The 19167-nt window shown below is 47.6% G+C and carries 14 protein-coding genes and 1 pseudogene; 6 read left to right on the top strand and 9 right to left on the bottom strand.

Translation table 11 applies throughout. The features are described 5' to 3' along the window. Window positions 1–153: 153 nt before the first annotated feature. From V5J35_RS09805 to V5J35_RS09795, 3 genes are all read right to left on the bottom strand, one after another. Entirely contained in the window at window positions 154–690 is a 537-nt protein-coding gene (locus V5J35_RS09805; protein ID WP_354011073.1) for a DUF4124 domain-containing protein, read from the bottom strand. 195 nt (window positions 691–885) lie between these two features. Then, window positions 886–2289 (bottom strand): glutamate--ammonia ligase, encoded by a 1404-nt coding sequence (gene glnA, locus V5J35_RS09800; RefSeq protein ID WP_354011072.1) that lies wholly within the window; start codon window positions 2287–2289, stop codon window positions 886–888. A 460-nt stretch (window positions 2290–2749) separates the two neighbouring features. Continuing rightward, a complete protein-coding gene (locus tag V5J35_RS09795) occupies window positions 2750–3928 on the bottom strand; it encodes a hypothetical protein (protein WP_354011071.1) in 1179 nt (392 codons plus the stop codon). A gap of 565 nt (window positions 3929–4493) precedes the next feature. On the opposite strand from V5J35_RS09795, the gene thiI reads away from it, so the two are divergent. From thiI to V5J35_RS09780, 3 genes are all read left to right on the top strand, one after another. Next, window positions 4494–5954: a tRNA uracil 4-sulfurtransferase ThiI gene (gene thiI / locus V5J35_RS09790; protein WP_354011070.1), complete on the top strand. Its 1461-nt coding sequence runs from the start codon at window positions 4494–4496 to the stop codon at window positions 5952–5954. A gap of 116 nt (window positions 5955–6070) precedes the next feature. Then, a complete protein-coding gene (locus V5J35_RS09785) occupies window positions 6071–6580 on the top strand; it encodes a dihydrofolate reductase (RefSeq protein ID WP_354011069.1) in 510 nt (169 codons plus the stop codon). Window positions 6581–6810: 230 nt separating this feature from the next. Beyond that, the gene (locus V5J35_RS09780) at window positions 6811–9156 is read left to right on the top strand and encodes a hypothetical protein (protein ID WP_354011068.1); all 2346 of its coding nucleotides are present in this window, start codon (window positions 6811–6813) and stop codon (window positions 9154–9156) included. A 13-nt stretch (window positions 9157–9169) separates the two neighbouring features. Here V5J35_RS09780 and V5J35_RS09775 read toward each other — a convergent pair whose 3' ends face one another. Then, window positions 9170–9766 carry a hypothetical protein gene (locus tag V5J35_RS09775; RefSeq protein ID WP_354011067.1) on the bottom strand — a complete coding sequence of 199 codons (597 nt, stop codon included), beginning with the start codon at window positions 9764–9766 and terminating at the stop codon, window positions 9170–9172. 432 nt (window positions 9767–10198) lie between these two features. On the opposite strand from V5J35_RS09775, the gene V5J35_RS09770 reads away from it, so the two are divergent. Beyond that, window positions 10199–11755, top strand: coding sequence for a hypothetical protein (locus V5J35_RS09770; protein ID WP_354011066.1), 1557 nt, complete (start codon window positions 10199–10201; stop codon window positions 11753–11755). 119 nt (window positions 11756–11874) lie between these two features. Here the strand turns inward: V5J35_RS09770 and argA are convergent, their stop codons facing one another. After that, window positions 11875–13110: an amino-acid N-acetyltransferase gene (gene argA, locus V5J35_RS09765; RefSeq protein WP_354016328.1), complete on the bottom strand. Its 1236-nt coding sequence runs from the start codon at window positions 13108–13110 to the stop codon at window positions 11875–11877. 229 nt (window positions 13111–13339) lie between these two features. Beyond that, window positions 13340–14494 carry an acetylornithine deacetylase gene (gene argE / locus V5J35_RS09760; protein ID WP_354011064.1) on the bottom strand — a complete coding sequence of 385 codons (1155 nt, stop codon included), beginning with the start codon at window positions 14492–14494 and terminating at the stop codon, window positions 13340–13342. 173 nt (window positions 14495–14667) lie between these two features. Between argE and V5J35_RS09755 the strand changes: the two genes are divergently transcribed. Next, the gene (locus tag V5J35_RS09755; RefSeq protein ID WP_354011063.1) at window positions 14668–15720 is read left to right on the top strand and encodes a methyltransferase domain-containing protein; all 1053 of its coding nucleotides are present in this window, start codon (window positions 14668–14670) and stop codon (window positions 15718–15720) included. An 8-nt stretch (window positions 15721–15728) separates the two neighbouring features. Here the strand turns inward: V5J35_RS09755 and V5J35_RS09750 are convergent. Next, a pseudogene (locus V5J35_RS09750) lies at window positions 15729–17001 on the bottom strand (inorganic phosphate transporter). A gap of 26 nt (window positions 17002–17027) precedes the next feature. Next, entirely contained in the window at window positions 17028–17705 is a 678-nt protein-coding gene (locus V5J35_RS09745) for a TIGR00153 family protein (protein ID WP_354011061.1), read from the bottom strand. Window positions 17706–17853: 148 nt separating this feature from the next. Here V5J35_RS09745 and V5J35_RS09740 point away from each other — a divergent pair, with 148 nt between their 5' ends. Beyond that, a complete protein-coding gene (locus V5J35_RS09740) occupies window positions 17854–18465 on the top strand; it encodes a CYTH domain-containing protein (RefSeq protein WP_354011060.1) in 612 nt (203 codons plus the stop codon). Here the strand turns inward: V5J35_RS09740 and V5J35_RS09735 are convergent. Then, entirely contained in the window at window positions 18462–19055 is a 594-nt protein-coding gene (locus V5J35_RS09735; RefSeq protein WP_354011059.1) for a hypothetical protein, read from the bottom strand. The two genes, V5J35_RS09740 and V5J35_RS09735, sit on opposite strands and share 4 nt — an antisense overlap. Between the last annotated feature and the right edge of the window lie 112 nt (window positions 19056–19167).

The raw sequence follows: 19167 nt of genomic DNA, 5'->3' as shown, positions 1-19167 counted from the left end.
AAAACTTTCGTGGGCAGAATATTCTGTGTGATTTTTAATTAATCAGGACATTAATATGGCGATCATTGTCAGAAGGCAAAATGCTTAATCTGGTTGCTGAATGAGTGATTTATCAGATTGGTATCTTGTTTTCCGGCCAATATAACCCGTTACTCAGGGGGCAGGAGGCCTGAAAATAGCACGCTGGACGTGTACGGTGTTTTCGGCTGTCCGAATCACTTTTCCTGAATGACTAACCACCTCTACCCTGATCTGGTGTGTTCCCCGGTTTATATTTTCGACCTTATGGCTAAGCGCTCTTTGTGGACCTGCCACTGCCTGACCGTTAATAAAAAAACGTACTCGGTGTCCTCTGGCCAGATTGGGCTGGACACTGACTGTTATCGTGAAGTTGCCATTATCCCGAACGGTTGAATCATTAGCCGGACTGCTGATTGAAAAAACGCTGTAACCAGGTTTGTCCTGTTGTTCTGCTGGCTCAGGAGCAGAGAAGCCGGGGGAAGGAGTATTGGCTGGAGCTGGCAGGCTGGTGATGGGTTCAAGCGTAACGGGTTCACTGGGACGGGTAGTGGAAGGCTTGTCGGTGAACACAGCATTGCCATGTTTATCAATGGATTTGTAAATCTGCGTACTGGCATTGAATGACGCAGTCATCAATATCAGGAGCAGTGACAGAGTTTTTATTCTCATTGAAGTCTACCAGTGGATAGCGGTATAGGAATAGATTACTGCTCTGAAGGGCCGTTGAATAGTCGGAATTAAGTAGTCAGAAAAGAAAATAGCTAACCGGGTAAATACCACGATCAGCCATTTCAGGGTTTGGAAAGCACACTGAAAATCAGTGTTTTGATAAGGCAGAACTCTCTGCCTTATCTGTACGGGCAATCAAACAGAGTAGTACAGGTCAAACTCTGCAGGGTGAGTTGTCTGGCTGATAGCCAGGCACTCTTCCTTCTTCAGCTCAATATAAGCGTCGATCATGTCGTCGGTGAATACGCCGCCTGCGGTCAGGAATTCACGGTCAGCGTCCAGGGCTGCCAGGGCTTCTTCGAAGCTTTCAGCAACGACTGGAATTTCCTTAGCTTCTTCAGCTGGCAGGTCGTACAGGTCCTTATCCGCAGCATCGCCAGGGTGGATCTTGTTCTTTACGCCGTCCAGGCCAGCCATCAGCAGTGCTGCGAAGCACAGGTATGGGTTAGCGGTCGGATCAGGGAAGCGAACTTCTACACGACGGGCTTTAGGGCTGTTCACGTAAGGGATACGGATGGAAGCAGAACGGTTACGGGCAGAGTAAGCCAGCATAACCGGTGCTTCGAAGCCTGGAATCAGACGCTTGTAAGAGTTGGTGGAGGCGTTGGCAAAAGCGTTGATCGCTTTAGCGTGTTTGATGACACCACCGATGTAGTACAGGGCGGTTTCGCTCAGTCCCGCATAGCCGTCACCAGCAAACTGGTTGTCACCGTCCTTGCTCAGGGACATGTGAACGTGCATGCCGCTACCGTTGTCACCGACCAGAGGCTTAGGCATGAAGGTAGCGGTTTTGCCGTAAGCGTGAGCAACGTTGTGTACTGCGTACTTCAGGATCTGAACTTCGTCAGCCTTTTTCACCAGAGTGTTGAACTTAACGCCGATTTCACACTGACCGGCAGTACCCACTTCGTGGTGGTGTACTTCAACTTCCAGGCCCTGGTCTTCCATTGCCTGACACATCTTGGCACGCAGGTCGTGCAGAGAGTCTACCGGAGGAACCGGGAAGTAGCCGCCTTTAACCTTTGGGCGGTGGCCAGTGTTGCCGTCAGCAAAGGTAGCGTTGCTGGACCAGTGGGCTTCTTCAGAGTTGATTTCGTAGGATGCGCCGGAAATATCAACTTTCCACTTAACGTCATCAAATACGAAGAACTCTGGTTCCGGGCCGAAGAATGCAGTGTCTGCGATACCGGTGGACTTCAGGTACTCTTCCGCGCGCTTGGCAACGGAGCGAGGGTCACGCTCATAGCCCTGCATGGTGGCAGGCTCAATGATGTCGCAACGGATGTTCAGGGTAGTTTCGTCGGTGAACGGGTCGATTACAGAGCTGCTGTCATCTGGCATCAGGATCATGTCGGATTCGTTGATGCCTTTCCAACCTGCGATAGAGGAGCCGTCGAACATTTTACCCAGTTCGAAGAAATCGCCATCTACTTCACTGATTGGCATGGAAACGTGCTGTTCCTTACCCTTGGTATCGGTGAAACGCAGGTCAATCCATTTAACGTCATGATCCTTGATCAGGTTCAGGGTCTTGGACATTTATTATTTCCTCCAGAGGACTTAGCTCAAAACTGAGAGCATCGCTTTTGGCTCTGATCTTCAACGCCAATAGGGTTGAGTCGATTGAATGATCTTCCGCCTGGCTCAATGGTTGGCCACAGGTGTGACTGATCTGCATTTGGAAAAGCAAACAGCGTGCCAGCTTTTCAAAACACTGTTTCATGCCCTCTTGTGCGGCAGTGTTGAAGGATTTTCTACTGAAATCCTGAAATGTTGCACTAAAAGTAAACATGACAGACATTTTTATGCACTAATTTGATGCACTACTTTGATGTATAAGAGGATTGCCTGAATCCTATTGGTGCAAAACAGCCACATAGTGGCGAAAAGCATTTTATCTCCAGAACCAGCACCTCAAATTGTATGAAGATACTTCTACGCCATCATCAGACAGTGATGAGTGCAGTGAGCGAAATTAACGGAGTCTCCCGGGGGCATTTTAGTCCCGCCCCAATACAGAAAAGGAGATTTCCTCATTGCCCATGTTGGTCAGCCCCAGATAGTTGAGAATATCGGAGGACCTAGTATATGTCTCCGGAGCCAGCACCTCAACGTGTATTGAAGTCCTTCTGGTCTGGCCTTCATCAGATAACGACGAGTCCAGTGAGCGAATAAAAGGCCACTGGTCTCTGCGATGAAAAGCTGACAGGCTGTTTCGTAACAGCTCAATGGTTTCAGGTGACAAGTTGCTTTCAAGCGAGTCATCCTCAGAAGAAAGCCGTTCGGTCAGACTGATTGTGACAGTACGGGAAGCCAGTGTTCCGTCCAGGAGATTCATTGTGTACCAGCACCCGCAACAAGACAGACCAAATGGAGAAAGACCAGCTATCAGTTTTGTCAGAATCTTGACTTTGGAAAGCTGACACAGCCATGCATCAAAAGCACATGCTCCCAGTAGGATACATCCGTTGATTCCGACAAATGTCACCCCCTCGCTACCATAGCGATCGCAGTGCTGACAGGTCTCCGCCAGATTCTGAAGATAATCTCTTTGGTCAGTAAGCCTGAACGCTGTTGACCCGATACCCCTTAGCAAACGTAGTAAACTGCTTATGTCTTCTATGTGCCTGAGTTCGATGGCTGGCACATCGGAATAATTATAAAACGTTGGTACTAACTCAGAAATTCCCAGTTGCAGGTTGTTCAGGCGATATTGCTCAACCGCATCGTCTAGTGTTGTGCCTGTTCCTGTGCAGCCCGACGAAGTACTTGCGCCCATCCAGGAAGTGCCTTCGCCCATGTTGTCGAATGAACCTGCCATTCCAAATGGGGTCATAGCGGTCAGCTGAGCAGGCTGGGGCTGCCTGTTGAATACCGGCGGCTGAAGGTTTCCCGGGAGCGCAATGATGACGGTGCGGGGTATTTCCCGGGTATCCCTCAAATCGTCTGAGGCACGAATAGTAAAGGTCAGTCTGTAGCGTCGCGGATTCTCTATTCTGCGAAATGCGTTGTAAGAAGCCGGAGCCTCCTCAACAGTCATCTCCTGGCGAAGCAGGGGCATCTTTTCACTGTCTTTTGTGTTTTTCCCTTTTCCCTGGCTGTGTGCTTCTGCCATACAAAATAAAATAGCGACAAGAAGTGCAATAACCTGTACGGTTTGCTTTTTTATCGAAAGCATTATCCCCTCGAATGCCATAGCTAAATTGACTGAGCATTGTTTTAAAATCCGTTTCCCCCGTCATGTGCCTGATTCAGAACAGCCATTGTGTTGTTGTATTCAAAAATGGGTACACCGACGGTGAAACAGAGAATAATGTAGGGTATCAATGGCGTTTTAGCCTGATTTTTTTATGGTATCTGTAGCCCTTTCAAAAATAACCGATACAAAAATGCTGAAAGCCATTACAGCTTTCGGCATTTCTTAAACACCTGTCGTAGGACTTAGCCGGTTTAATTAACCACCAAAGTCATCCAGCAGAAAAAAGCCTGTGCTGCCTGATTCTGCAGTTGCGAAAAACAGGCGGCACTCAGTGTATCGTGAAGTTGCGTGGACTACTAACGTCAGTCGGTATTTGTATGCCTTTGTGTTGGTGGCAGAGGGCAGCACTCCGTCAGATTTGAGGGATATGTCACAACCGTGTGTTTCTGTATAATTCCGCCACTTTTCTCTCAATATTTTGCTGTCAGGCTTTACTACTCATCGTTTTTAGCGTGCCTGCGGCATGATCACGGTAGCCCGAACCATGAAGTTCATCATTAAGCTGTTTCCGGAAATTACGATTAAAAGTACTCCGGTCCGAAAGCGCTTTATTAAAGTGTTGCGGAAGAATATTCGTACCATCCTCAAGCGTTCCGATGAGGGTGTAGATGTTCGTGGTACCTGGGATTTTATCGAAGTGACGACCTCTTCTGATGACCCCATCGTACTGGCGGAAGCCCGGGATCAGCTGAGTCATATTCCCGGTGTTGCCTACTGGATGCAGGTGACAGAATACCCCCTGACAACCATTGACGACATTCTTGAAAAAGCACTGCCTGCTTTTCGTGAGCGCCTGGCAGGCAAAACCTTCCGTGTTACCTGCGCCAGACAGGGAACCCATGATTTTCAGTCTATTGATGTAGAAAAGCAGGTGGGTGGTGGCTTGAATGTCCACACTGAAGCGGTAGGCGTTAAGCTCAAGAACCCTGATGTGACGGTAAAGATTGAAATCAAGCGTGACCGTTATTTTCTGGAGACGGCGCGTGGAGAAGGTCTTGGTGGCTACCCACTGGGTTCCATGGAGCCGGTTCTGTCCCTGATTTCCGGCGGTTTTGACTCAACGGTTTCCAGCTTTCTGACTATGAAGCGGGGTATTCGTACACACTTCTGTTTCTTTAACCTGGGAGGTCATGCCCATGAGCTGGCGGTTAAAGAAGTAGCTTATTATCTGTGGAGCCGTTTTGGTTCATCCCATAATGTTCGGTTTGTCACTGTCCCTTTTGAAGGGGTGGTTGAGGAAATCCTGAAGAATGTGGATAACTCCCAGATGGGCGTGATTCTCAAGCGTATGATGCTGAGGGCGGCAACCTCAGTGGCTAAAGAAATGCACGTGGAAGCTCTGGTGACCGGTGAAGCGGTGGCTCAGGTATCCAGCCAGACGTTGACCAATCTGGCGGTGATTGATGCTGCGACGGATCATCTGGTGTTGCGTCCGCTGGTGGCGATGGATAAACAGGATATTATTGATATCTCTGCTCGCATTGGCACTGAGGAGTTTGTTAAAAATATTCCTGAGTACTGTGCCGTTATCTCTAAAAATCCAACGACGAAAGCCAAGCCTGAAAAAATTGCAGCGGAAGAAGAACGCTTTGATTTTGCCCTGCTTGATAAAGCAGTCGCAGAGCGTCGTACTGTGTCCGTCAGTGACATTATCGCTGATGACTTAACCCGTGAAGAAGTGGACGTGGTGGATCATGTGGATCAGGGCGAGATTATTATTGATATTCGTCATCCGGATGAAGAAGAGATCAAGCCGTTCTCCATGTCGGATCGCGAAGTGATGCACGTACCTTTCTACCAGTTACGTACAAAATTTGCTGAACTGGATCGGGAAAAACACTACCTGTTGTACTGTGAAAAAGGCGTTATGAGCCAGTTGCACGCCATGCACCTTCGTGAAGAGGGTCATGATAATGTGGGTGTGTTTAATCCGGATAAAAAGTAGCCTTAAAAAACTTAAACAGCTGGCGGGCATTGTTTACCTGTCAGCTCCCCTTGAATCTGCCCGGTTTCACCAACACAATGACACTCAACCAAACTCACTCACCTGTTATCTGACAAATGAAAATAGCCATGATTGCTGCCGTTGCGGAAAACAACGCGATTGGCATTAACAACAAAATGCCCTGGTATCTGCCTGGTGACCTGCGTTATTTCAAAGCAGTGACCATGGGTAAGCCAATTATCATGGGGCGTAAGACCTTCGATTCCCTGAGCAAACCCCTGCCCGGACGCACCAATATCGTCATCACCCGGGATGCTGACTGGCACCATGAGGGTGTAAAAGTGGTTCACAGTCTCGACGAGGCGCTGGCACTGGCAGAAGATATTGCCCTGATCAATGGCAATGACGAGGTGATGGTCATTGGTGGTGCGCAGATCTATAAACAGGCTCTGGATAAGGCTGACCGGCTTTATCTGACAAAGGTTTACCAGAGCTTTGAAGGCGATGCTTTCTTTCCGGACATTAACGAAAGCGACTGGCTTGAAACAGCCAGACAGGATATGCAGTCTGAAGACGAAGAACCTTTGACGTTCAGTTATCTGGTGCTTGATCGTAAAGCTCAATAACAAGCCAGTTTTCTCAGTTCATACTGTTTTTGTCACTTTTCCTGTGGAAGAAACAGTATGCTCTTATGCCTACCACTAATCTGACCTGAGCTGCTCCCATCTATAGTTTAAAAGTTGTTACAAAAAGATTTTTTTATTCCTTTATATAATTTAAAGACATTTTTTTTGTACAAATAAGAATAAAAAAATCTTCGTCATACCGAATGAAAATATCTCAGGGATTTAGAGGTATGCATAGATTCAGGGCTGGCAGCCATTCGGATGCCAGACCATCTCCGGCATTGCCGCCCCTATCAAATCCGAACAGCCGCGAGCTGGAAGTTTCGGAATATCAGACCTGGAAGGGGCATCTTGTCTCAGCCCTGGCTTCCCTGTCCCGTGGTGTTAAGCGCTTACTGTTTGGCAAACCCTCTGCTGATCGCGCTCTGGGCCTGTATGATTCATTTTGCAAAGAAGCCTGGAGCCGGATTCCCGATGAGTTTCACCGCAATATCAAGGATTACGAAATTGCCTGTGTGATGCACCTGCATGGTATTGGCGAGGTTCAGCGCAAGACCATCAATGATCAAAAGCACGAAGTGCTTGCGGGAGGCTCCCGATCCGTTCGGCCAAATATACTGGAGGCTATCAAGGCGGACATTGATCTCTCAAGCACGGAGTTGGCTTATCGTTTTCTTTCTCAAGACCGGAGTCTGCCAACCGGCTTTCTGGAGAGAGCGCTGATTCCTCACTTTGTTGATACTGTGGTTCGTCATTACAGGGTGGACCGGGAAACCGCTGAGGATGTTGTTGCTGAAATTGCTGACTCTCAGGAGTTGCGAAAAGACCGGGACATTACTTTTGAGCGCATTCTTGAAGTCAAAAACCGGATTCGCTGGCACTTCAGTGAACCGTCCGCCCCTGAACGGGCGCAGATGGATTATCCAGACAAACCTGCCGGTTTTATGGAATTTGACCGGCGCAGTCCCGCTTCAACGCCTCCGGGGCTGGAGCGGCCGGGGAATACCCGCTACGAGTTGGATCGTGAAGATAAACAGTACATCAGAACGGTAGTCGACAATGGCAAAGGAATAAAAATTCCCCGTCATGACCTGCTTAACCGGTTAAAGCGTAAAGCGCTCAGAAACAAGAAAGAAGCCCTTATTGGTACGTTAGGCACTCTATTCAGTACCTTTTTTCTCGGTGTGGGCAGTGGTGGTATGGCGGCGGTGCTGAACCTTGTTTACTACTTTGGCTACTACGCTCTCTGGAGCGGCATTACCCATGCCGTGAGAATGGTGCGGGCGCTTAAGGCGATTCAGAAAATGCAGATGTCTGGAGATTTTAAGCTGGATGGTTCCGAATTTGATTTTATCAGCGAGCTGGATGAGAAGAAGTTCAGAGTGTTTATGCGTAGCCTGCGTTATATATGCAGCCATGAAACACTTGCGCGCATTTATAACGCTTATGCTGAACTGGAAAAAGATGCACAGGCCCGCCTGGCAATGAATCCCGATGCTCACACTCTGGATGACTTAATAAAGCTGGAAGAAGGTAGAGCCCGTTATTTGCACCGGCGTGAGAATGTCAGGAAGGCTTTCAGGTTATACGATATTCTTTATACCACTGTTACAGCAGACCTTGGCCGAATGGACAGGGAGTGGGAAAACAGCGTCAGTGACTTGTGGGACGCCAGGTTTGCCAGAATGAACCCTGCCCGGCGAGAGGCGCTGTTTAACCGGGCTGCCAATGATCCCAGAGTTACTGAAAGGGCATTTCACCTGGTCACAAACAAGTCGGACTGGCTGAAAAGTATTTTCCCACAGCTTTCAAAAAAAAGTGGCGTACCAGCCGTACAGCGACAGCAGACGCTGGAAGAATATCAGCAGATCATCGATCAGGAAATGCCGGAGCTGGCCAGCAATGGCAATGACAGAGAAATGCTGAATCGTCACGCTGAAACCGCTGCCCATGTTGCCAAGGACGGGGTTGGCCTTTACATGCTGAAGCTGATAAAAGATACGGTTAATTCAACGCTTACTCATGGATTGAAACTGGGGTGGTCCAGTATTCAGGGTGCCCCAAGGCTGGAAGTCATGCCACTGATGCCAAAACCCTCTTTTGAAGGACTGGCAACGTTTGGCTTTTTCTTTACCGTGGATTTTGTACTGGAACAGGTGAATACGAGAATCAATAAACACCGTTTTGAAGCGATTAAAAAAGGAAAAAAGGCAAAAACAGGGTTTGGTCCCTGGCAGAGGTTCCGAACGGGGCGTGAAGAGGTTAATACCACTCGGCGTCTTGCGAAAGACAAGTTACCAGACTTTGTTGAAAAGGTGCTTAAACTGCACAAATATCACAAAGAACTTATGGATGAGATGAAATTGCAAAAGGAGCTGAGTGACAAAAATCCATACGCCAGGCCCTATGAATATATGGATGAATATGAAGCCGCTATCATGATCCTGAAACGGAAAAAGTATGAGTTCTGGGTCAGGGAGATGATGGCTGGTGCTGTTGGTGAGCTGCATCGTAGTATTCAAACCAAAACACAGTATCTTGATTCAAGAATGGCAGATATTATCGCTGGCGAATAATTTTAGTTTTAAACTAACCAACGGAAGGCTTTTGGTAATAAGCTTCAAACTGAGTCAACACCTTTTCCGAAATATTCGCTTTTATAATTTCAACGGAGCCCTTCCACATGCCAAAGTATTTGGCTGAGTTAAGCCTTTCATTAAGAAACAGGCGAGTAAAATCACCGAATCCCTGTGCAGACTTCCTGGTGGCATTTGCACGATCTTTAGGCTGTTGCAAAGCTGCTTCATCAGGGTCCGGATAAAAACCTATACCTATATAAAAGCCTAATGCTGACAGATAGGGAGCGCTAACATATAAATATTCACCACCATTAACGCGCACTTCCATTATTAACAAATAGATCGAAAGATTGCCTAGCCCAATACCTTGATAGTTGTTTTTGAAAAAAATGTCCTCCAAATAAAATTTTCCGAACTCCTCTTTTATTCTGGGATTATCTCCAAAACCTGCTGTCAAAGAACCTGTTTCAGTTTCACCCTCATAGAACCGCAATATCAGGTTATTATTGCTGCAATCTGTAATAATTCGCTCAAGCTGGAAAACCCTTTTACTTTTTTTATGTTTAAAATAACAACGGTCAGAGCATGCATTATACAGAAAGCTCATTAGAGAACTCCTTCAATTGCCGTGGCACTCTATCAGAATTAATTACCCCAAACGGGAGAAATGCCAATTACAGTACCGATACTATTTATAGCCATGAGCAAGTGTAAATTCAAAGTCATTGAGCGAGATATCGACTCCGACTTAACTCCGAAGCAGAAAACGAGCAGACTGTATTTCTGGTAGAAGAGTATGGTTTTTATACTTGTCGCAATCTAAAGCCCTCTGTGCAGGCTCATCCCGAGAAGCATTTTTATTTGTCCCTGGTCGTCAAAGTGACTGATGTTTCCGGGGCAGTCGATGTCATCGCTGGCGAATAATTCTTTCTGGACTATCTTTTAGGCTTCTGAATTTAAAAGATAGAAAGAACAAGAGTTAATTATGCTTTTATTTCCTTTGCGGCTTCATTGGGTACTATACGCGTTGAAAAGTGCAATGACGTACCGGCAGTTTTTTTCGCTTGCTCCCCGTAGTTTGCAACATCTTATGATTTTGTTGTTGCCTCTGTCTTTTATGGCTTCTGCTGAAGACGCTTCTTTTGAAGAGGGTATGCAATATCAGGAAGCCCGTAAAATCGTTGTGCTGGATGATGGCAGCACAGGGTCAAGGGTTGTGTCTTTTTTGTTTGGCAGAAATTATAATCATGAAGAATTTCGATTAATAAAACAGTCGCCTATGCACGAAGCCAGTTCCCTGAGCTTGAAACATGGTGGAATTACCGATAAATCTGCACAACTGATAGCAAACCTGCTGAAAGAAGAGAATTGTGGTGTTAATTGCAAGTCATCTTTTTTTCTTGGAGCAACCGCAGGTAAAAGAACGGATAAAGAGAACGCAAAGAAAGTGTTTGGAGAGATCAGGAAAAAGCTTGAGCATTTTGGCGTAGATGGAAGTAAATATGATATTGAAATGAAAGTGCTTGATGGTTCAATGGAAGGTGCCTACAACTGGCTGGGAGTAAATTACATTTATGGGAAACTTGATAATCCTGAGGAGTCTTACGGTATTGTTGAACTAGGTGGAAGTTCTACTCAAGTGGCTGTGAGCTTGAAATCAGAAATAGATACAGACAACATAAAGTTATTCAACAAAAGTTTTTCCCTTGAGAAAATAGATGATAAGGCTTTATTGTTTTTTGAACATGGCCTTATCCAGAAGAACGTCAACAAAGTGATGGCTGAATCTAAGTTGGGGTTTGGACTAAAGAAGGCTTATAAAAACTATAAGGAAAAATTTAAAAATGATTCCCCTTGTGAAGGATGGAGTAAAGGTAGGTTTGAAACTGCTAATTATTTTGAATGCCAACAAGCGATGGATAGCCTGTTTCCAAAAGAAGACGATGATAAGTATGGGAAGCGGGTTTTCTGGCGGTCTGGCGATAGGGTATATAGCTGGGAAATGCCTGATACTTATTATTTGAGTGGTTACTTTTACGACTATACCGTTCATATGGGGCTTCGTTCCCACCTGACCTTGTGGCAATTTGAAATGGCTGCTTATTATTCCTGTGAGCACCACTCTCTAAGTTATCTGGACTTAATGCTGAATAGAAATGAAATGGATGATGGTGTTAATCTGTTTTCTTTTTTTGAAAAATCACTTTCACAGCCTGTTGTGCCGAGAGTTGTCACTAAAGCATCTGATTTTAAATACAGTGGTTCAATTCAGAACATTGAAAGGGACAAAAATTGTGGCACTTTGACGTATATGGTTTCTCTGCTTAAACATTTTGGCATACAGCGATATCATAATCTGGTTATTGTTAAGTCATTTGTTCAGAATGGAAAACCCCATCCCGCCACCTGGACACCGGGCTATGCCTATGCCAAGGCTAATGATTACGAAATAAAAAATAAGATCACTATAAACACCCTTCATCAGGATAAAAAAGTTGCAGATCAGGACGTACCGGAAGCTGCAACTTTGAATCCATCAGGTATCATTATTAATAAGCCCATTGAAGAAGATATATCCTATTACATGCAGCCGTAAGGGCAATAAACACAGTGCAGGTCATGTAATGTCACATGGCAAGAACCAGTATTTTTGACTGCCGCTTAACGTTGTACTGCTGCCTTTTCTCAGGTGGCAGTGCATTGGCATCAACTTCTTTAAAAACCACGCTCCATAAACCAGTGAACGGTTTGCGTGGTTAAAACAAAAACCTGTTCAAGTTTTTGCTGTTTTGCCTGTTCTACAATGGCTTCCAGCAGGCTGTCGCCCCGCTTGTCTCTACGATATTCAGGATGCACCACCAGGCAGGCCAGCTCGGCTGCTTTCTTTCCGGGGAAAGGGTGAATAGCTGCGCAACCAATAATGGTGCCATCAAGATCAATAACCCGGAACAGGCTGATTTCACGCTCCAGCTCTTTTCTGGACCGGCGCCTGAGAACACCCGCTTCTTCCAGAGGTCTGATCAGTTCAAGAATGCCGGTAACATCCTCAATGGTGGCCGTACGGATTTCCTCATAACGATCGCGGGACACCATCGTGCCTCTGCCATCCCGGGTAAACAGCTCCAGCAACAGGGAACCGTCTTCCTGAAAGTTCACCATCTGGGCTCGCTCTACGCCATCAAGGCAGGCATTGATGGCAGAAGACAGTAGACGTGTAAGATGAATCTGACCACCCTGCTTTTCCAGCTTTTCCAGATACTGGTTTGCAGTGGCTGGAGATAGCTGACTGATTAACTGGCCGTCTTCGTTGGTAATCCCCCCCTGCTTTCCAAACAGAATCAGCTTTTCAGCTTTCAAATGAATGGCGGTATGGGTTGCCAGTTCTTCGACTTCAATATTGAACACTTCGCCTGTTGGTGAGAGACCAAGGCAGGGTAGTAATACAATGTATTCATTGTCCAACAGCTGGTGGATGGCCTTATCATCAATGCGGCGTACTCCGCCCGTATGCTGAAAATCATTTCCGTCAAGCACGCCCAGTGGTTTAGCGATCACAAAGTTACCACTGGCAACACGGATGCTGGCACCCTGCATGGGGGAATTGACCAGGCTGGAAGACAGACGCGACTCAATCAGCGCCCTCAGGTTGCCAACGGCATCCATGACGCACTCAAGGCTTTGTTTGTCGGTAATACGACGATTCTGGTAATAGTTTGACTTAAGCCCTTTTTCTTTCAGTCGGCTTTCGATCTGGGGGCGAGCGCCATACACCAGCACCATGCGTACCCCAAGACTGCTCAGCAGGGCAATGTCGTTGATTATGTTCGTCAGATTTTCATGGGCCAGAGCCTCTCCCCCCAGTGTGATGACAAATGTTTTGCCATGGTGGGCATGGATATAGGGAGAAGACTGACGAAAAAATTTTACATACTCGGTGCTGAAATCATTCACAGGTTGGCCAGATATTTATCATTCTTCGTTAATTGACTGGCTACTTCATGTAGCCAGACTGTATTTCCAGGAGCCTGTCGGACTTAAGCGTCCGTAGCAAGGATTGCAAGAAATTGAGGATGAAAATTTCTGATTTTGAGGCGAATAGCGAGCTATTCAACGAGAAAGCAGGAATTTTTAGACCAATTTATTGCAACCGCAGTAGGACAGTCTTAAGTCCGACAGGCTCCTAGAGACAATACTGCCTGATCAGGGCTTTTAGCAAACTTATTGTGGGTTCAATTCGGTCAAGGGCAAGGAATTCGTCCGGCTGATGAGCCTGATCAATATCACCGGGACCCAGAACAACCGTGTCCATTCCCATCTGACTGAAAAAAGGCGCTTCTGTTGTGAACACAGCAGACTGGGCTTTATGTCCGGTCAGGGCTTCACAGGTTTTGACCAGTTCGGAGTCGGCAAGACCTGAAAAGGGGTCAACACAGGCCTGAATCGGTTCCAGATTCAGTTCTACGCCATCGGCACGGGCAATGGGTTGCAGTCTGTTATTGAGTTTTAAACGAACTTCATTGCTTTCCATACCGGGTAATAGCCGGACATCAAAATCCAGTTCGCACTGCCCGCAGATACGGTTGGGGTTGTCACCACCATGGATACAGCCAAGGTTCATGGTGGGTGATGGAATGGTAAATCCGGGGTTATTATATTGCTCAGCCAGTTCTGCCCGAAAAGCCATCACTTCGGAAATCACTTTGTGTGTGGTTTCCAACGCGTTTTTTCCCAGCGCCGGGTTGCTGGAATGTCCTGACTGACCAACCACCCGGATGCGTTCCATCATAATGCCTTTGTGCATATAAATTGGTGTTAAGCCGGTGGGTTCACCGATTACGGCATAACGAGCCTTTGGACGTCCTGCTGTCACCAGAGCCCTAGCTCCCGACATGGAAGACTCTTCGTCTGCTGTAGCAAGGACAATCAGAGGGGCTTTCAGATCGCCTGCGGCAAACTCTCTGGCGGCTTCCATAATCAGTGGAAAAAAGCCCTTCATGTCACAACTGCCAAGCCCATAGAAACGATTATTTTTTTCTACCAGCCTGAATGGATCGGTTTGCCAGAGCTGCTCGTTGTAGGGAACCGTGTCTGTGTGCCCTGCCAGAACCAGCCCCCCGGGACCCTGTCCCAGAGTAGCAATAAGGTTGGCTTTCCCGAAGAGTTCCGGAACCGGCATGATTTCACACTGAAACCCCATGCTTTCAAACCAGCTGGCCAGTTCATGGATAACAGGCAGATTACCCATATCCAGTGCCGGCTGGGTAGAGCTGACAGAAGGCAGCTGAATGAGACGTGAAAGGGCTGATCGCAGATCAGGCTGAATGTTATCTGACATATGCTGGTACCGGTTCCGGGTCGCCTTGATGCTGGAGTTAACGACTTTGGCAACTCGTTCATCATATCAGGCTGTCGGAGTATTTTATAAGCCATGGTCAGGCAGGGCTGAGATATTCTGGACTAAACTTGGTCATGGTTTGTTCAGGGCGGTTCTGTGTAAAGGTAAACACGATGAAAAATCTGTCCCATAATCACGAAACTCTCAAAGAGTATTATGGTCGTGTTCTTTCCGGAACCGGGGATCTTAAAACCAATGCCTGCTGTTCTGAGTCCAACACAATGCCTTTGCCCGCCCGGAACATTCTGAAGCTTATAGATCAGGAAATTACTGACCGGTTTTACGGCTGCGGCTCGCCTATTCCAGCGTCTCTGGACGGGTGTACCGTGCTTGATCTTGGTTGCGGCACCGGCAGGGATACTTATATTCTTTCAGGGCTGGTGGGTAAAAATGGTCTGGTCATCGGTGTTGATATGACCGATGAACAACTGTCTGTCGCCAGGCGCTATCTGCCCTCAATGATGGAGAAACTGGGCTTTCAACAGGCGCCTAATGTTGAGTTCAAGTCAGGTTATATTGAAAAGTTGCAATGGCTGGGGATTGAGAGCGAGTCGGTTGATGTGGTTGTTTCAAACTGTGTCATCAATCTTTCGCCCTATAAAAGAGAGGTTTTTAAAGAAATTTTTCGGGTTCTTAAGCCGGGAGGGGAATTGCTCTTTTCAGATGTTTTTTCCGGTCAGCGAATACCTGAGTCACTAAAGGGCGACCCTGTTCTTCTTGGCGAGTGCCTGAGCGGGGCTCTGTACATTGAAGACTTCAGGCGTCTTTTAAATGAACTGGGTTGCCCTGACTACCGTTTGTTATCCAAAGCGCCTGTGACCATTAATAATCCCGAGATAGAAGCGAAAATAGGCGGTATTGCATTTTACTCCATGACAATACGGGCGTTTAAACTGGATAACCTTGAAGATATTTGTGAAGACTACGGCCAGATAGCCGCCTACAAAGGAACCGTATCCGGGTATCCACACTCTTTTCAACTGGATGACCATCATCGCTTTATAACGGGCAAGCCTGTAAGAGTGTGCGGCAATACGGCCGCCATGCTGCAAAACACCCGGTTAGGGGCGCACTTCACGATCCATGGCACCCGGAAAGTTCATTATGGTCCTTTTGATTGCTCACCCGGGTGCGACGATAGAGAGCTTGCTGGTACCTGTTGTTAATTAAATGATCAGCCAAAGATAAAGTACAGGCAGTGATAGTAGACAATAGCAAGGAAGGCACCAGCAGGCAGAGTGATCAGCCAGGACATGAAGATGGTGCCAATAACTCTCAGGTTAAGGGCTCCAATCCCCCGGGCAAGGCCAACGCCCAGAACAGCACCTACCAGTGTATGAGTCGTAGAGACCGGTAAGCCTGTGCCGGAAGCCAGAACCACCGTAGACGCTGCGGCCAGTTCTGCGGCAAAGCCACGGCTGGGCGTGAGTTCGGTGATATGGGTGCCAATGGTCGCCATGACCCGGTAACCATAGGTGGCGAGTCCGACCACAATGCCGGCAGCTCCCAGCAGCAATACCCAGCTTGGCATACCTGTCTGTCCGGAGATTTCGCCACCGCTGCCAATAATGCTGGCAATGGCTGCCAGAGGTCCAACGGCATTAGCAACATCGTTGGAACCGTGGGCAAACGCCATGGAACAGGCAGTGAAAATCATCATAACACCAAACACTTTCTCTACGCTGGAGAAGTGGAATTCTTTGTCAGCCTGAATATCTTCCTTGATTCTGGTCAGTGATATTTTGCCTGCGATCATAACCAGCAGACCAATGCTCAGGGCAAGGGTAATACTCTGGCTGTAATCCAGTGGTAAGCCAATATGCTTCAGCCCTTTGACCAGAGTCACCATGGACATCATGAAACCGACCAGAAACATATAGACAGGGACATAGCGCTTGGCGTTTTTGAAAGGGTTGTCGGTATCAAGAATCAGCTTCTGCACGCTCATAAAAATCATGAAAGCCAGTGTGCCGGACATAACGGGCGATACGACCCAGCTGGCAACAATGGAGGAAACACTGCTCCAGATGACGGCTTCAGTAGAAATGCCAACGGCTGCAAACCCCACAATGGCACCGACAATGGAGTGTGTGGTTGAAACGGGCCAGCCGTAATGGGTGGCGACCAGTAGCCAGGTGCCGGCAGACAGCAGGGCAGCCATCATGCCATAAACGAGCAGATGGGGGTTGTCGATCAGTAACGGCATGTGGGGATCAATAATGCCTTTGCGAATCGTGTCGGTCACTGACCCTCCGGCCAGGTAAGCCCCTGCAAACTCCAGTATGATGGCGATGCAGATGGCCTGCTTGATAGTCAGGGCTTTTTGATCCGACCGAGGTTCCCATTGCATTGGCAACGTCGTTGGCTCCAACCCCCCAGGCCATGAAAAAACCAAACAGGCAGGCCAGTGCCAGCAGTATCGTGCCATATTCTGCGATAATGCTCATGGATATGCTTCCGGTTGGTGGTTCAGTTAACGGGCAAGAAGTAACTGGAGATAGCCGCCCACGCGAGAGGCGCGGTCTGCAAGGTCTCCAACCCAGTCAATGATTTTGTAAAGGAAGATGACGTCCACGGGAGGCAGGTCTTTTTCCAGCCTGAACAGTATTTTTCGGACTTCAACTTGATGCTCATCGGTTTCACTTTCAATTCGATCCAGTTCATCGATTAACTGTTCTACAAGATTGACTTCTCTCCCCTTGAAGCCGGTTTCAACCAGCTCATCCAGCTCGTCCATGGCACGGAGCGCCTGGGCAGAGGTAGCAATAGAGCGTTTCAGGTAATTGAGAAAGGCTGTCCGGATTTCGGGAGGAATGACCATGTGACGACCCAGCACAATACCGGCAATATCTTTGGCACGATTGGCGACTTTGTCCTGTACCGTGACAATTTCAAGCAGGTCAGTGCGGGGAACGGGCAGGAACAGGCTGTTAGGCAGGGACAGCCTGACGCTCCTTTTCATATCGTCCGCCTCGTGTTCCAGTTGCACAATTTTCTGTTGGATGGATTCAGCCTGCTTCCAGTCGCCATCGAAAGCCGCAATAAAAAACGGTTCCAGTTCCATGGCGCATTCATGCGCCTTGGTTATGTGCTTCTGTATCGGGCCGATGGGAGACCGGCCAAATACACTGGACAGTAAGTTGCTTGGCATAACTGCAAATCCGGTTAACTGAACGAAAAATTATAGGAGACTGTGTAAATTATGCACATTCCGGTTAGAACGGGCTTTTTGCTATTCCGTTGCTGTTAAGATCACGTAAACTCTGCGCCTCTGTAATTATTGAAGGTTGAGCCTTCCCATGAGTTTTGAAACTGAGTTAAAACTGTCGCTGTCTGAAAACTCTATTTCGCAGCTTAAGACCCACTCGTTCTGGAAAAAGTTCGCTGTCGAAGGTCCGGGAACCTTTCATCTGGGCAATATTTACTACGACACTGAGGATATGGCTCTGAATCAGGCCAGGGTGGCACTGCGTATTCGTGAGAAAAATGGCGAATACTTTCAGACCCTTAAAACAAAAGGAGAGAGCATTAACGGCCTGACCCGCCGTGGAGAGTGGGAATGGCGCATTCCGGGGAATCAACTGGACTTTTCCGGGCTGACTGAGGTCTGGCCTGAGTCTCTGCAGGGTGTTGCTCCGGATCAGCTGCAACCTCTGTTTGCGACCGACTTTGACCGAACCACCTGGCTGGTTGAATACGACGGGGCGAGAGTTGAAGCGGCTCTGGATCATGGACTGGTTAAGAGTGGTGATGCCCACTCCCCGATCTGTGAGCTGGAACTGGAATTAATAGAAGGTGATGAATCTGTTCTTCAGAAGATAGCCGATGAACTGGGTCAAACTATTCAGTTGACGCCTTCAGACCAGAGTAAGGCTGAACGGGGGTTTGAACTGCTTTACAGATCCGGTTAGTCAAGGGTGGATTTCACTCTGAAAACTCCCCATTCTCCACCAATGCATTTTGAATAACGCCCGTAAATGACACTTTGCAGGTGCATTGCAGAGCTAAGCGGATCACTGTACTGAAAAAGACCCTGACCGGGGTCAAACATTTCCAGTGTGTTATCTTCAAAGCGCATGCCCATTACATGGCCCATTCCAGATTCCTGATGATTAAAGGCAATCAGGCAGTGGCTGGGTTTGAGTGATCCCCAGAGAGCCATGGCAGCAGGGTTCATCCGATACTTTCCGCACATGGAATCCCAATACATCAGACTTTGAGCGTTCAGCAAAGGGGTGATCGAGTCTGCTATATCGTAGTCTTGTGGTCGAGGCATTTTTCTTTTGAACGCTCCATGTACGATTCCCATCAGGTGTAGCGAGCCCAGCTCAACCGCTGTTTTGATGCCTCTGCCTTTGGATGCCAGACTCTTTTTTATCCAGACTGCTGTGATGCCTGCGCATAAACCGACATTATCTGTTTTATCGTGATACTCCATGCGGGTATTAAGCCCGGTCGTTGTTTGACGCCAATGGACAAATGCAGAGTGTTTGTTGGTCATGTCAAAAATCTGTTCTACCACTTTCTATCACCTCATCTTGAGAGCTTTGGCACGCCTCTGGAAATCAACTCCGGACGGGAGGCAGGCATACAGTGTTGAACAGGAGAGAGTG

The organism is Endozoicomonas sp. NE40, assembly GCF_040549045.1.
Lineage (GTDB): Bacteria > Pseudomonadota > Gammaproteobacteria > Pseudomonadales > Endozoicomonadaceae > Endozoicomonas_A > Endozoicomonas_A lisbonensis.
The sequence above is the reverse complement of the archived record's forward strand: the minus strand, read 5'-3'. Positions and strand labels throughout refer to the sequence as shown.